Source organism: Agrobacterium rosae, from assembly GCF_002915175.1.
Taxonomy (GTDB): domain Bacteria; phylum Pseudomonadota; class Alphaproteobacteria; order Rhizobiales; family Rhizobiaceae; genus Agrobacterium; species Agrobacterium rosae.
The window spans coordinates 404,559-417,213 of record NZ_NXEJ01000001.1 but is presented as its reverse complement, the minus strand read 5'-3'; the positions used below and the strand labels follow the sequence as shown (position 1 = coordinate 417,213).

Annotated in this window: 10 protein-coding genes and 1 pseudogene; 4 read left to right on the top strand and 7 right to left on the bottom strand. The window is 52.6% G+C overall.

Features of this window, described 5'->3' with window-relative positions:
* Positions 1 to 183 precede the first annotated feature (183 nt).
* Both CPJ18_RS02165 and CPJ18_RS02160 read left to right on the top strand, forming a co-directional pair.
* Positions 184 to 834, top strand: a complete 651-nt coding sequence (locus tag CPJ18_RS02165; RefSeq protein ID WP_103656799.1) for a response regulator transcription factor — start codon at positions 184 to 186, stop codon at positions 832 to 834.
* Between the two features lie 110 nt (positions 835 to 944).
* Positions 945 to 1,610, top strand: a complete 666-nt coding sequence (locus tag CPJ18_RS02160; RefSeq protein ID WP_103585063.1) for a S24 family peptidase — start codon at positions 945 to 947, stop codon at positions 1,608 to 1,610.
* Between the two features lie 5 nt (positions 1,611 to 1,615).
* Here CPJ18_RS02160 and CPJ18_RS02155 read toward each other — a convergent pair whose 3' ends face one another.
* The gene (locus tag CPJ18_RS02155) at positions 1,616 to 2,377 is read right to left on the bottom strand and encodes a transporter substrate-binding domain-containing protein (protein ID WP_103656956.1); all 762 of its coding nucleotides are present in this window, start codon (positions 2,375 to 2,377) and stop codon (positions 1,616 to 1,618) included.
* Between the two features lie 176 nt (positions 2,378 to 2,553).
* On the opposite strand from CPJ18_RS02155, the gene CPJ18_RS02150 reads away from it, so the two are divergent.
* A complete protein-coding gene (locus tag CPJ18_RS02150) occupies positions 2,554 to 4,488 on the top strand; it encodes a glycosyltransferase family 2 protein (RefSeq protein ID WP_103656798.1) in 1,935 nt (644 codons plus the stop codon).
* Between the two features lie 64 nt (positions 4,489 to 4,552).
* Here the strand turns inward: CPJ18_RS02150 and CPJ18_RS02145 are convergent, their stop codons facing one another.
* The 4 genes and pseudogenes from CPJ18_RS02145 to CPJ18_RS02135 form a co-directional block, all read right to left on the bottom strand.
* Complete coding sequence (locus CPJ18_RS02145) at positions 4,553 to 4,873, bottom strand: BA14K family protein (protein ID WP_245445285.1); 321 nt, start codon at positions 4,871 to 4,873, stop codon at positions 4,553 to 4,555.
* A gap of 210 nt (positions 4,874 to 5,083) precedes the next feature.
* Positions 5,084 to 6,175, bottom strand: coding sequence for an autotransporter outer membrane beta-barrel domain-containing protein (locus CPJ18_RS27080; RefSeq protein ID WP_342588079.1), 1,092 nt, complete (start codon positions 6,173 to 6,175; stop codon positions 5,084 to 5,086).
* A 27-nt stretch (positions 6,176 to 6,202) separates the two neighbouring features.
* Positions 6,203 to 6,451: pseudogene (locus tag CPJ18_RS27075) on the bottom strand (recombinase family protein); the annotation flags it as partial.
* A gap of 490 nt (positions 6,452 to 6,941) precedes the next feature.
* On the bottom strand, positions 6,942 to 7,310 hold the full coding sequence (locus CPJ18_RS02135; protein ID WP_103656796.1) for a hypothetical protein: 369 nt from the start codon (positions 7,308 to 7,310) through the stop codon (positions 6,942 to 6,944).
* Between the two features lie 490 nt (positions 7,311 to 7,800).
* Between CPJ18_RS02135 and CPJ18_RS02130 the strand changes: the two genes are divergently transcribed.
* Positions 7,801 to 8,895 (top strand): GTP pyrophosphokinase, encoded by a 1,095-nt coding sequence (locus tag CPJ18_RS02130; protein ID WP_103656795.1) that lies wholly within the window; start codon positions 7,801 to 7,803, stop codon positions 8,893 to 8,895.
* 125 nt (positions 8,896 to 9,020) lie between these two features.
* On the opposite strand, the gene CPJ18_RS02125 is transcribed toward CPJ18_RS02130, so the two are convergent.
* Together CPJ18_RS02125 and CPJ18_RS02120 are read right to left on the bottom strand one after the other, a co-directional pair.
* Complete coding sequence (locus tag CPJ18_RS02125) at positions 9,021 to 10,784, bottom strand: recombinase family protein (RefSeq protein WP_167397810.1); 1,764 nt, start codon at positions 10,782 to 10,784, stop codon at positions 9,021 to 9,023.
* 846 nt (positions 10,785 to 11,630) lie between these two features.
* Positions 11,631 to 12,257, bottom strand: coding sequence for a hypothetical protein (locus CPJ18_RS02120; protein WP_146258634.1), 627 nt, complete (start codon positions 12,255 to 12,257; stop codon positions 11,631 to 11,633).
* Between the last annotated feature and the right edge of the window lie 398 nt (positions 12,258 to 12,655).

The following is a 12,655-nucleotide window of genomic DNA, read 5'->3' as shown; positions in this document are numbered from 1 at the left end:
AGCGCTTGTCCATCGCTTCACGCAGATTTTTGCGCCTTGACGACGCCCCGAGGACCCCCATCGCAATCTAAAGCTTGTATTGCAGCGATATTCACGCAATCCTTGGCATGGCGGTGCTTGACGCGAGATGAAACTCCGCCAAAAATGAGGCGCACATGAAATGCTCTTGGGAGGGGGCGCGGCATGTCACAACTCACTATCATCATTGCAGACGACCATCCCCTGTTCCGTGGCGCATTGCGTCAGGCGGTGACGGGGCTCGAGGGCGAAAACAGCATTATCGAGGCGGGAGATTTCGAGGCCGCGAAAGCCGCCGCCGAGAACCAGCCGGATGCCGATCTGATGTTGCTCGACCTTGCCATGCCGGGTGTCAGCGGTTTTTCCGGGCTGATGTCACTGAGGGCGGAGTTTGCCAGCCTGCCCATCGTCATCGTATCGGCCAGTGATGACCCCGCCACCATGCGCCGCGCCATCGAACTCGGTGCCTCGGGCTTCATCTCCAAATCCTCCGGCATTGAGGATATGCGCGCGGGCATTCGTGCCGTGCTGGAGGGTGATGTCTGGATACCGGCATCCTGTCAGTCCGGGCAGGATCATGATCCTGATATGGCCGACCTGATCAACCGGTTGCGCACGTTGACCCCGCAACAAAACCGCGTCCTCGGTATGCTGGGCGAAGGCTTGCTCAACAAGCAGATCGCCTATGAGTTGAGCGTATCGGAAGCCACCATCAAAGCGCATGTCTCGGCGATATTGTTGAAACTGAAAGTCGATAGCCGGACGCAGGCGGTCATTCAGCTCTCCAAGATCAATATGTCAACGCTGGTCGCATAGATGTAAGGATTTTATTCCTTTTAATACTTTACTCTTTGGGCATATTTGGCTAGGTTTCTCTCGATACTGAAGAGCCGCGTGACGACGCCGCTCCACCCGGACCGTTCATCATGCTGTCACACGATAATATCTGGAGTGCGATCGATACGCTTGCCGACCGGAACCAGCTTTCGCCTTCCGGCCTGGCGCGCAAAGCGGGACTTGACCCGACCTCGTTCAACAAATCCAAGCGGCTGGGGCCAGATGGCCGCCAGCGCTGGCCGTCGACAGAATCCATTTCCAAGGTGCTGGAGGCGACAGGGGCAACAATCGACCAGTTTTTTGGTTATGCCATGGGCCATGCGAACAAAAACGCCATGCCCGATGGCAACTTCCCACCACAGGCGGGTGCCATTCCTCTGATCGGCTTTGCTCAGGCGGGCTCAGGCGGCTTTTTCGATGATGGTGGTTTTCCCGCAGGCCAGGGCTGGGATGTGGTGGACTTTCCTGCCTCTCCCGCCAACAAGGCCGGTGCCTATGCGCTGGAAGTGCAAGGCGACAGTATGATGCCGCTTTACCGCGATGGCGATGTGCTGATCGTGGAGCCCGGCGCGCAGGTGCGGCGCGGCGACCGTGTGGTCGTGAAAAGTCGGGATGGTGAGGTGATGGCGAAGGTTCTGGCCCGCCAGACCTCCAAGACCATCGAGCTTTTCTCGCTCAACCCTGAGCATCCCAACCGCAGCTTCGATCTGGCAGACGTGGAATGGGTGGCCCGCATCATCTGGGCAAGCCAATAACCACGCTAAAACAACCCGTAAGGGAAATAGCGGCGGTAGATTTCCTCCAACCGTCCGTTGCGGGACAGAGCGGCAAGCGCCTGATCGAAGGCAGGGACCAGCTTGTCTTCCGGATCAACGGTCATGATGGACAGGCCTTCGCCTAAAAAACGGTCCGACATATAGGGTCCGTCGAACATGGCGCAACAGCCATCGGACGCGGCTCCCGACACCCAGAAGGGCAATCGCAAGCCATCAGCGAAGACGGCATCGATCTTGCCCGACTTCAGCGCCTCATACATCGGCTCGTAACCATCGAAACCGTTGACGGCGACAGCGGGGAAAAATGCCTTCAGCATGGCCTGATGACGCGAATTGCTGATCACGCCCACCTTCTTGCCGGACAGCGCGCTGGCTGATTGCCCCTCCAGCCTGGTCGATTTGTTGATGGCGAAGCGGGCGGGCAACAGAATATAGGGCCTTGTAAAGCTAAAGCTTTTTCGCAGATCGGCACTGGAGGCAATGCCCGACATGACAGCCTCGCCCTCCCCCATTTCCACGGCGGCTTCCAGTTCGTCAAACGGCAGCGCCTGCACCTGGCACTTGCTTTCGATCTTCAGCTGCGCGCAGATTTCGCGGGCAAGATCAACATGGAAGCCCACCAGCCGCCCATCCTGATCAGTGAAATTGAAGGGCGGAAAATCCACCGACATCAAAAACCGCACACGCGACACGGTCGATAGGTCCGCTCCGGGCAACCGCTCCTGCGTATCGAACAGCACAGGCAGGCGACCACCATCCGTGAGGCTGTCCGCACGTATGGAATGTGACGCAAAAATAATGCTCGCACAAAAGAAAGAGGCAAAAATACCCGTCAGTTTTGAGGGTGCAACTAAGAAGCGCATATATATGATCCGCTACGGGGAATTATTGGGCACCACCGGCACGGTGGCAGGGTATGTGTATGTCGCGTTTTGACGAGTATACACAAGAATCGCAGAATGCGATGCTTGTGCAGGGCGAAATTGTGTTCGACCCGCTCGAAGACGATCCGTTTTCATTCCTCGACAGCTCTTCGGCAGAGAGTGACGAAGCTGCTTTTCTGAAGACCCTTGGGTTGGGGAAACCCTATATCGAGGCGTTCACGGAACGTGCGCTTCGCAACGGGTCGACATTTGAAGCGGAGCTTCTGGCGGACGGAACTGTCACGGAAGACGCGTATTTTGGTGCCTTCGCCCGTTTTCTGCGACTGCCATTCGTGTCCGAGCTGGATGGGGATATCGTAGTCGATACAGCGTCGCTCGATGTCCAGCTGTTGGAAACGCGGATGGTCCGCCTGTCTCCAAAGGACGCCAAACCCTATATCGCCATCATTCCCGATGTGGGCAGTATCGAAAGACTGAAACACGCGCTCGAGACTATGTCGGGTATTGCTGCGGATTTGGTTGTCACGACGCCATCGGCGCTTCGCGCTGCCGTCTGGCAGGCGGGCGCGCAACGGCGAACACGACAGACGGTAAACGCGCTGTTCGATGCGACACCGCTTTATTCAGCGCGCATTACCCTGCACGGAAAGCAGGGGTTTCTGCTGGGCGTCGGCGCGACCATCATAATAGGGTCGATGCTTCTTTCGCCCTCGCTGACCTTTCAGTTTCTGCATATCATCACCGCCGCGCTCTACATGGCTGCCATCCTGTTTCGCCTCGTGCCGCTGCGCTCCAAACCGGACAGGCGAACACTGGCACTGGTGGAGCAATCGGCGGACGAGCAGCTACCCGTCTATACCATTCTCGTTGCCCTCTACCGAGAAGACGCAATCGTGGAGCAGCTCGTCACCGCGCTGAACCGGCTGGACTGGCCGAAATCCAGACTGGATATCAAGCTGGTCTGTGAGGCGGATGATGCTTCGACCATCGCTGCGATCGAGCGTCTCCGCCCCGGCGCGCATTTCGAAATCGTGCACGTACCACCGTCCTTGCCGCGCACGAAACCGAAGGCTTTGACCTATGCGCTCTACGGCGCGCGTGGAGAATTCATCGCCGTATATGACGCCGAGGACAGGCCGCATCCCAAACAGCTGCGCGAGGCCTATGCGCGGTTTCGCAACGGCTGTGACAAACTGGCCTGCCTGCAGGCACCGCTCATCATCAGCAATGCCGATGTCTCCTGGATCACCTCATCCTTTTCGCTGGAATATTCCGCCCTGTTCAGACGCATGTTGCCCATGCTGGCACGCATGCAAATGCCCCTTCCGCTGGGCGGCACATCCAACCACTTCCGCACATCGGTTCTGCGCCATGTTGGTGCGTGGGATCCCTACAATGTCACTGAGGATGCCGATCTCGGCATGCGCCTGTATCGGCTGGGCTATTACTCCGATGTCATCAGCTATCAGACGCTGGAAGATGCGCCCAACGACATATTCGTCTGGCTTGCGCAGCGCAGCCGCTGGTTCAAGGGCTGGCTGCAAAGCTGGCTGGTGATGATGCGATCGCCGGTGAGGATCGCCAAGGAAATGGGGTGGAAAGCCTATCTGGTCTTTCACCTGCTGATCGGCGGCATGTTGTTGTCCTCGCTGACACACCCTCTGTTCATCATCTATTTGATGTTCGTTGGCCGAACACTCTGGGTGGAGGGCCCAGATGCTTTTTCCGCAGCGCAACTTGCGTTGGTCGGGATCGACACGCTCAACATCATCGCGAGCTACGCCATTTTCCTGTTGATGGGGACACGCGCCATGATCGACCATGAGCGCGGTATGATCGGGAAACGGTGGCTTGCAACGCCACTTTATTGGCTGATGCTGTCTGCTGCGGCCTGGCGAGCGGTCTACGAGCTTCGCTACAAGCCATTCGTCTGGAACAAGACGCCGCACAAACCGGTTTCGAAGACTAATTAGGTAAAATTTTAATTAAAATTGATGTTGTCCAAAGTAAACGGCGTCACGGTGAATCCCGCTTCACTTAGTAAGGCGAACGGCATTCCGTGCGCGCGCCCTGCTTCGTCTGATAGGTGTTGTCAGTGGCGTGATAGGACGTATAGGTCTGAGCACACCACTTCACATGCTGGATTTCTTGCGAAGACAGCGACAAACCGCTTGAATTGGCGGTCTCGGAAGGGCCGCCGGTAAACGCCACCGGTGGGTGATTGTAGGTCCCCTGCGTTTCTGCCTGACCCTCATAAGCGGGGGCGATAACGCTGAATGCATGCGCAGGAATTGTAGTAGTCGCAGAAAAACCGAGACCTATAGCTACGACAGAAATGAGTTTTACCATCTTGGACATTGGTAATTCCTTTTTTTCTATTTGGAAAACCAACGTGACTTGGGCAGCTTTTGTTCCAGAAAAGACGAGATTGTTAAAATTTGGTGTTGACACCACCGAATTAGGGCCTGCCAGGTAACAAATCGAAGAGGGTGTCGGAGCTGCTTCAACCAAAAAAAATCCACCGAATCTCTTCGGTGGATTTGTATCAAGCCATCTGGATTAAGTGTGTTAGAAACTGACCTTCCAGCCGGAGCGCAGCCAGACACGCGGGTCGCCGCCCTCGGTTGACGCGTTGACCATGAGGGATGCCGTACCACCGCCAACGCCGAATTCCGCGCCGAGGCCGCCACGGACCCACCATTGCTTCAAATCCTGGCCCGGCAGATCGATGGACGACAGGCCCAGGATTTCTGCACTTGTGGCAGAAGACTGGCTTTCAAACCGGTGCGCGACTTCCGTACGTGCCAGAAGGTTGACGTTTTCAGTCAGCGGATGAACGTAATCGGCACCCAGACGTGCAATCGTCGCATGATCGCTCATTTCGTCATAGGCGACAGGAAACGATCCGCCGCTTTCGGTGTAGGCATCGACATTGCTGTTTGCACGGGAAAGACCGATGTAGGGTGAGATTGCCGTGTCGGCAATGGTGACGGCATCCAGCCAGTCGAAGCGCAACTTGCCGCCCCATGTCCGGGTGTCCGTATTACCGTTGGAGAAATCAAGCGCTCCACCATTCTCGTATCCGCGATGGATGTCGATCTTGCCGCCAGCGTAATAACCGCCGAGCGTGACGTAGAGATTATTGACGACGTTGGCCGTGACTTCCGGCGAAACGTAGAAGCCCTTGAAGTTGAAATCACCGCCGCCTTCGAGGTCCTGATTGGTGTAGGTGCCGCCGAGCGCAAGGCGACCCGTGACGCCGTCCGCGATGCCGTAACCCATACCGATTTCGCCAAGCGCAAAGCCGCCATCAGACGAGTTGCTCTTATCGTAACCGCTATCGACCGTGCCCCAGGCTGAACGCTGACCGGCATTGAGAAGGTTGCGCATCGGGCTGCCTTCGGCACCGAACATGGCAGTGTTGGCATAGCTGAGCTGCATGTTGCTGGGTGTGACGGCCGCGCTTTGAACTGTTGGAAGGAACTGTTCAGGAGTTATGATACCGCTGCCGAGTGCACCGACGCGGGCGTAGTAGAATTGATTATCCTGCGTGTAACCAGCAACCACATTGCCATTGTCGGATACGGCCTCTGCAGTCCGCGTGACGTCCTCAGAAAGGTTTACACCTGCAGATCTCAACCAGTCATCAACGCTTTTCATGCCGGTCGCATCCGTCCAACGGAGGCCATGGGTCGTACTGCTGCTATCCTGCGAATCTCCGACGACGACACTGCCAAGGCGATCAAGCCGCGTGACCAATAGCTCGTCGCTGCGTAAAAATTCGATGACGGTCGCGAGTTCGGTCCTGCCTTCGCGCGTGCCGCCCGATACTTTTTCTGAGCGAATGATTTCACAGCCTTCATTTCGAAGACGATCAATCTGACCCTGCAAATCCTGATCAATGGTGCTTACGCGTGCGTAGCAAATGCGTGCCATATGTAACCTCAAGCTTTAGGCCTGAACTTACCGTGTCACAAATAGCCGCTGTCAAGTCAGATGTTACATAGACGGCTGTAAATAGTGGTGGGTCACATCACGGTATGCCTCGGCGTTACAACGAAGCAGTTTGTAAACTCGCGGGTATTTATGCTTGATAAGCGGAGCAGTTTAGCTCTAAGCCTCTCGGCTGAAACGGAAGCGAGAACGAAATTTTCTACTGCATCGCTATCTCTGTCCAGTTATCAACCAGATCCCAAAAATCAATATTAAGCATTGGATCATCATCATCAAGCCAAAGAAAGTTTGCTTTCGGCTTATCCGAGTGGACTGTGCTAATGTCTAAATATCCTTACCCTTTACCCCCACTATTAAAAATATGTTTATTATCGGAACTGAGCGTTCGCACTATACTACTTGAAGGCTCTTCCTGATAAAAATATCCATCAGATCCCAGTGATTTTATCAAGCGCTTAGGAAGTAATCCTCCTTACATGTTTAAATCACAAAACCCGTCCAGGTAATTGTAAAAAACGTCAATATTTCCATAGCTTTGATCCTGAGCTAGCGGTACGCCCGATACATAAAAAAACAAATCCTCGCCGTCTAATCCTTCGTAAACGTAATAGGGAATGTCTTCAAATAAGACCAAATAAGCATCTTTATACATGCTCTCTACTAACGATCTATTATTTGGCATATATGCCATTGCCTTAAGCAGGCTGCCTAAAAATACATCTTTCCTTTCGCCAGAATCTTTGCTGAGAATCCCAAGGTCGAGACGATAACGTGTTAGAGAATCAGTCGAATCCACAAGCTTAACAGACGGCAGGCGCGATCGGAGAATACCCAATTCCATAAAATTACCTCTGGCTTTCGAGCAGATCGTTGATCTGATTTTGAAGTGCAGGCCGGAGTGAATTCGACCTATCGATCATTTGATTCCTTAAATCAGGATTGACGGGAACCGCATTCCCTCCAGACCCATAGTTGGACTTAGTTGATCTTGTTGGAAACGTCGCTGGAGCGGGTGAAGGGAATCGAACCCTCGTATTCAGCTTGGGAAGCTTGATCTATCGCCTATTTATCAATACCTTAGTCGTAAAAACTGACCATATCCACGCCAAATTTCATAATGGTTTCAATTGTGCTGTAAAACTTTTGGAGTGCGGTAGCGGAACGGTGACCACATTGATTCAGAGATAGATTTCGGCGGATCATCCGCGCAATATGTGGACATGCCTGTTCCCACGCTTTCAAGTCGTGCCGTTCTGACGAAAGCAAAGTCTTTTCATGGAAATTAAACTTCTGCAATTAATGATGGCGCACCAGTTAGGGAGTTGGGTTGCATGGACAAAAAGATTAAGAGTGCGGAAGCGGTTGAACCGAATGACAAAGTTGAAGGCTTTGCTTCTTGGCTAAAGGATAAACAAAGCGCTCATGGTTCGCTAAAAGATGCAGCGATTACTATTATCGGTAATCTGGTGCGCGCTAATGGCATTGATGTACTCGCTGTAAGTGGACGCTTGAAAGATATTGACAGCGCTATAGAGAAGGTCAGGCGCAAGGAATACACTGACCCGCAGAGTCAAATGACTGATGTAGTCGGGATAAGGGTAATTGTTTACTTTGAAGGAGATGTAAAGCGCGTCTCTGACATCATTCGGAGATCGTTTAATGTAGATGAAGCCAACAGTTCCAACACTGACGAGAGAATGCTCCCAAATCAAGTTGGTTATCGATCAGTTCATTTTGTGTGCGACCTTGGCGATGATCGGGTCAAACTACCCGAATTCGAGGCTTTGTCAGGCCTCAAGTTTGAGTTCCAGATCAGAACTGTGCTGCAGCATGCCTGGGCAGAGCTAGCGCATGACAACAATTATAAATTTTCGGGGTCCCTTCCGCGTCCACTGGAGAGGCATTTGTTTTTATTGGCAGGATTGCTCGAAACAGCAGACCAAGGTTTCAACGATTTATCCGCCAAGATCGACGACTACAAAATAGCAGTTAGTGACGAATCCGCAAAAGGTGAGCTGGATATTGCAGTAGATTCGCTCAGCCTTGAGACCTTCCTTACACAGTGGGCTAAGGATGAAGGTTATACGTTCCGTGAAGTTGATAGAGAGGCTATCCCAGCTCGGCTGATAAAAGAATTAGAAGAGTTCGGCATAGAAACTTTAGCTCAACTTAAAGACATAATCCCGCACGATTTCGTGAAATTCATGAGTCAATACTCGGCACCCTCGACGATGTTAACTGTTGTACGAATGTGGATGATAATCCACGATTCAGACCGTATAGCGTCGAAAGTTCACCATCGATGGACCGTTGAAAAGCCGTTAAAGGGGTTTTTGAATAATTACTTTCCAGAGGAACGCGTGGCTCAGATAGTTAAGACGATTCGTGATTCTCAGGATCTGACAATTCCTAAACCGAAACTGTAGTTAGTTTTGGAGCTAAGACTGGCTTCTTCTTTCGATCAGTGGCCTCAGGACCGTTCGAGCAGAGCGCGATCCATAGTGGATAGTGCATCTATGGCGCGCCGATGCTTGCTTTCCGATTCCAAAGGTCACAGGTTCGAATCCTGTCGGGTGCACCAGTTGCGTTTATATCTGCGAACCGTATTTTCGCTGCCTAATCCGACATCGATATTGGCCTCGCGGGTGATCTCACCTTTCAGATCAGATAGCCTGCCAACGATGCTGATGTCGTCGCTGCTAACTTCGACGCGGGCAACTACTGAGGCGAGATAACTTTTCATGCTGGCTCGGTTTGATTTCCTCAGCCGCCTAATGATCAGATTCGAAAACCAATTGATTTGCTGCTCGGTGATCGAGACATCATTCCCCTCGCTCGCCATCAACACTTTCAGGCTATTTCGGTGCCGAGTCAGGTCACGTTCTAGTTCTCCCAGCTTGCTGAGCAAAATTGGTTCGCTTCCAAGGGATTCGGAACTGGCGACAGCAGCCAATAAGTTTTTATACGCGCGCTCTGAGGCTTCTAAATCAACTCGAATTTCCTTCGCGCGCGCCTCACCGTGTTTCCCGGCTACCGCGATCTTTTCGTTCATCGAATCGAGAATGCCGCGCAGCCTATCTGGCACGAGCACATTCTCGATAACCGCCTCTACCACGGAGTCATCTAGTTGCTGCTCTGGCACGGTTGCACCGTTACAAGTATAACGACCCTGTTTTGCAACGCGGGCACAGTGGTAGTATCGATAGATATCTCCCGAGCGACCCGTGCCTGTTCGGAGCGTCATTGCTGCCCCGCATTCACAATGCACGAGCCCCGATAGCAAAAGCGGACTACTCACCGTCTTCGCTGCGCCCTTGCGGGGATTTTTCGAGCGTAGCAGTTTTTGCAATTCGGCGAACTCATCAGGCGTGATGATCGGCGGCACCGGAATCTCTACGATCTCAGCGGCTACCGGTGTCCATCGTTTAGCCTTGGCGTTTTGATTATAAATTTTTCTGCCCATATAAATGGGGTTGGTCAGCATTGAATGTATGTTGTTGGTCGAGAATGGCGCGCCTGACCGAGTGCGGTAGCCCGTGCCGTTGAGGTAATTGACGATGGCTTTGATTCCGAGAGCAGGACCGTCGCCATTGCCATACAAAGAGAGCTGGAATATTTTCGCTGCGAGCGGCCTCTCACTTTCGTCGATCACGACGCGTTTTCGTCGCGGATTTACCTCGTCAGGCCGCAACGTATAGCCTAGTGGCTGGACGCCTCCGACGGCGTATCCTTCTTTTGCCATCGACGTCATGGTTCGCGTCACATCGGTCGAAGTTCGCCTAGAATGATACTCGTCGAATACGGCTGTCGTTGTTTCTGCGATAAATCCGCCGGTATCATTAGAAAACTGCTGGGTCAGACTGACGACTTCGACGCCATTTGCGTACAGTTGATTTGTAACCCGATTGTAGTCCTCGACGTTTCGAGCAAATCTGCTGATAGAGTGAACAATAATTCTCTGGACCGGCTTTGATGAATCCAGAGCCTCGGCAATCATCAACTGAAACTGAGGCCGATCCGCAGTCTTGGCTGATACCCCCGCCTCGATGAACGTTTTAAGAACCGTCCATCCGTTCTCAGCTGCACGCGCTTTGGCTTGACGCTCCTGATCAGGTATGGAGAGATCGCTTTTAACGCTCTTATTGTCGGAAACTCTGCAGTAGATAAAAACGGCGGGATTGGTAGTGCTTTCGATTGAGGGCCACGAGCTTGGCGCTTCGATTTGTTGTCGCCTCGCCTCTACCGAAAGGCGTTTCGAGGAGCTGCCATCCGACGACAAATTTTCGCTATGTTGCTTACGTTTTCTTCTAGCCATTCTTAGCGACCTTTTAGTGAAACGCGGAAAAATGGGGACGTCCCAGGCTGCTATTTCGAGGGCCATCCATCCGCATTTAAGCTAGGAAATATGGACCGAAGTTCCTCGCGCAGGGCCGTAAGCAAGGCGGTTGTCTCCATATTGGAAAACGCCTCCGTATTGGCAAAATCACAGAGTATGATTCTGTTGGATCGCGGCTTAACTCGCCTGATATTTTCTTTGCGAAATCTTTTTTTACCGGTTCTCGTGGGTGTCGATGTCCGGGGTAGTGCGATATCGAGCCCAGCTGGATCGCTGCTGTCGCCACCAACTGGGTGGTTGTCTGTGTATTTTCTCATCTCGATGCTCCATTCTACCTACATGGTACACAGGGTAATTTGAGGCACTCTCAATTCATTGCGGGCGAGGTTGCACTGATTGCGAGACAAAGGCTGTAATACTATAATTGATTTGTAAATATCTTTTGATGTTATGTTTAGGTCTTAACGCAGCGCAATAATGTCAACATTCAAAAATTAAAATCCCACATCTGTATTCTTTCAGAATTAAATATTGTCTGAATTTCTTCTTTTAAAGGATTTCTCCTGACTTTGGTTTGCGCCCTATTTTCTCAACTAATCTGGAACTCCTTACGCTTTAGCGATATCACATTTTCGTGAACGGCGGTGCGGCGTCTCGAAAACGGGCTTTTGTGTGGTTCGGACGCGGTGCAGGCTGGGCAACATCGCATCCACGGGCTCGGCCCAATCCGTCACGGGACGGTAGCATGGAACTTGAAGGTCCCTATCGAAATGACGGGGTTGCCTCATGCGGCAGTTTAGGCAGCCACCGTATGCGGCCGCGTCATTACGGCAGTCCGAATGACTGGCCACGATCATCAAAAATTTCCATCGCGCTCGGTAGAGCGGTGATCACGCTGATGGCAGCCGGTAAAAGGAAAAGCATTGCACCGATGGATAGCATGCTGAAGCAGAACATCGGTGCTCGCATCCCTCGACGATCAACAAATGTGTAGTAGTCCGAAATTAGGACCGGAGTGGCAATGCCCTCCTCCTTTGCATTTGTGAGGTCAGCAATCTTCACGCGAAGATCAGAAAGCTGCACAACGGCATCTGGCGGTATATCACTCAGAGTTTCAAGGGCAATGTTCAATTCGTCGGGATCAAGTCCTCTTACGACATAATCGACGTAGTCCCGTCGATCTCGAAAATTCTTAATCGGCCTTGGACAAAGCAGCCAGTACATGCCCATCGCGAGCAACGTTACGAAACCGCCCATAAACATCGACTTGAGTTGGGCTGCGACGACCATTCCGGTGGGGGCGTTAAGTCCGTCGGCCAGCTCAGTGTATTTATCGCTTAAAACGATAGTGTAGGCCAGAACGGACAACAGGCTCGCCGTTTGTGGCAGTCGAGTTCGCATCATGGCCGCACAGAGCGACCATCTTACCCAGAAGCCACGATCCTCTTTCAACAACTTCACCTCGACAAACAATTAGCGGCCTACATCGCTGAACCGAGTGCGCCAAACGTGCGGCCTCGTGTAGGAGCCACATCTTATGACAACGCATATGATGATGACGCACCACGGCATCGGTCGCAAGCCGCTTATAGAACGTCATTGAAATGCAGACGCATGCTGGATTGGCGGCGTGTTTTTCAGCGGAAGGTGACGCTCCGCCCGGGATCGTTTGCCAAATGTACTCCTGCGTCAGTTGCCACAGAAGCCGGAATGACGAACAAGTTCGGTGTCGCCTCGGCTTTTTACAGGAGGATATTTCGACCCATCACTCTTCCCTGGAGCGGATCGTCGTGTATGACACATACATCTTGAGATAGGCGCTTCCCGTGCCTTTTCGGCAGCCGCATTCT

Coding starts and splice junctions, on each gene's coding strand:
- CPJ18_RS02165 (WP_103656799.1), top strand. CDS start 184: ATGTCACAACTCACTATCATCATTGCAGACGACCATCCCCTGTTCCGT.
- CPJ18_RS02160 (WP_103585063.1), top strand. CDS start 945: ATGCTGTCACACGATAATATCTGGAGTGCGATCGATACGCTTGCCGAC.
- CPJ18_RS02150 (WP_103656798.1), top strand. CDS start 2,554: ATGTCGCGTTTTGACGAGTATACACAAGAATCGCAGAATGCGATGCTT.
- CPJ18_RS02145 (WP_245445285.1), bottom strand. CDS start 4,873: ATGTCCAAGATGGTAAAACTCATTTCTGTCGTAGCTATAGGTCTCGGT.
- CPJ18_RS27080 (WP_342588079.1), bottom strand. CDS start 6,175: ATGAAAAGCGTTGATGACTGGTTGAGATCTGCAGGTGTAAACCTTTCT.
- CPJ18_RS02135 (WP_103656796.1), bottom strand. CDS start 7,310: ATGGAATTGGGTATTCTCCGATCGCGCCTGCCGTCTGTTAAGCTTGTG.
- CPJ18_RS02130 (WP_103656795.1), top strand. CDS start 7,801: ATGGACAAAAAGATTAAGAGTGCGGAAGCGGTTGAACCGAATGACAAA.
- CPJ18_RS02125 (WP_167397810.1), bottom strand. CDS start 10,784: ATGGCTAGAAGAAAACGTAAGCAACATAGCGAAAATTTGTCGTCGGAT.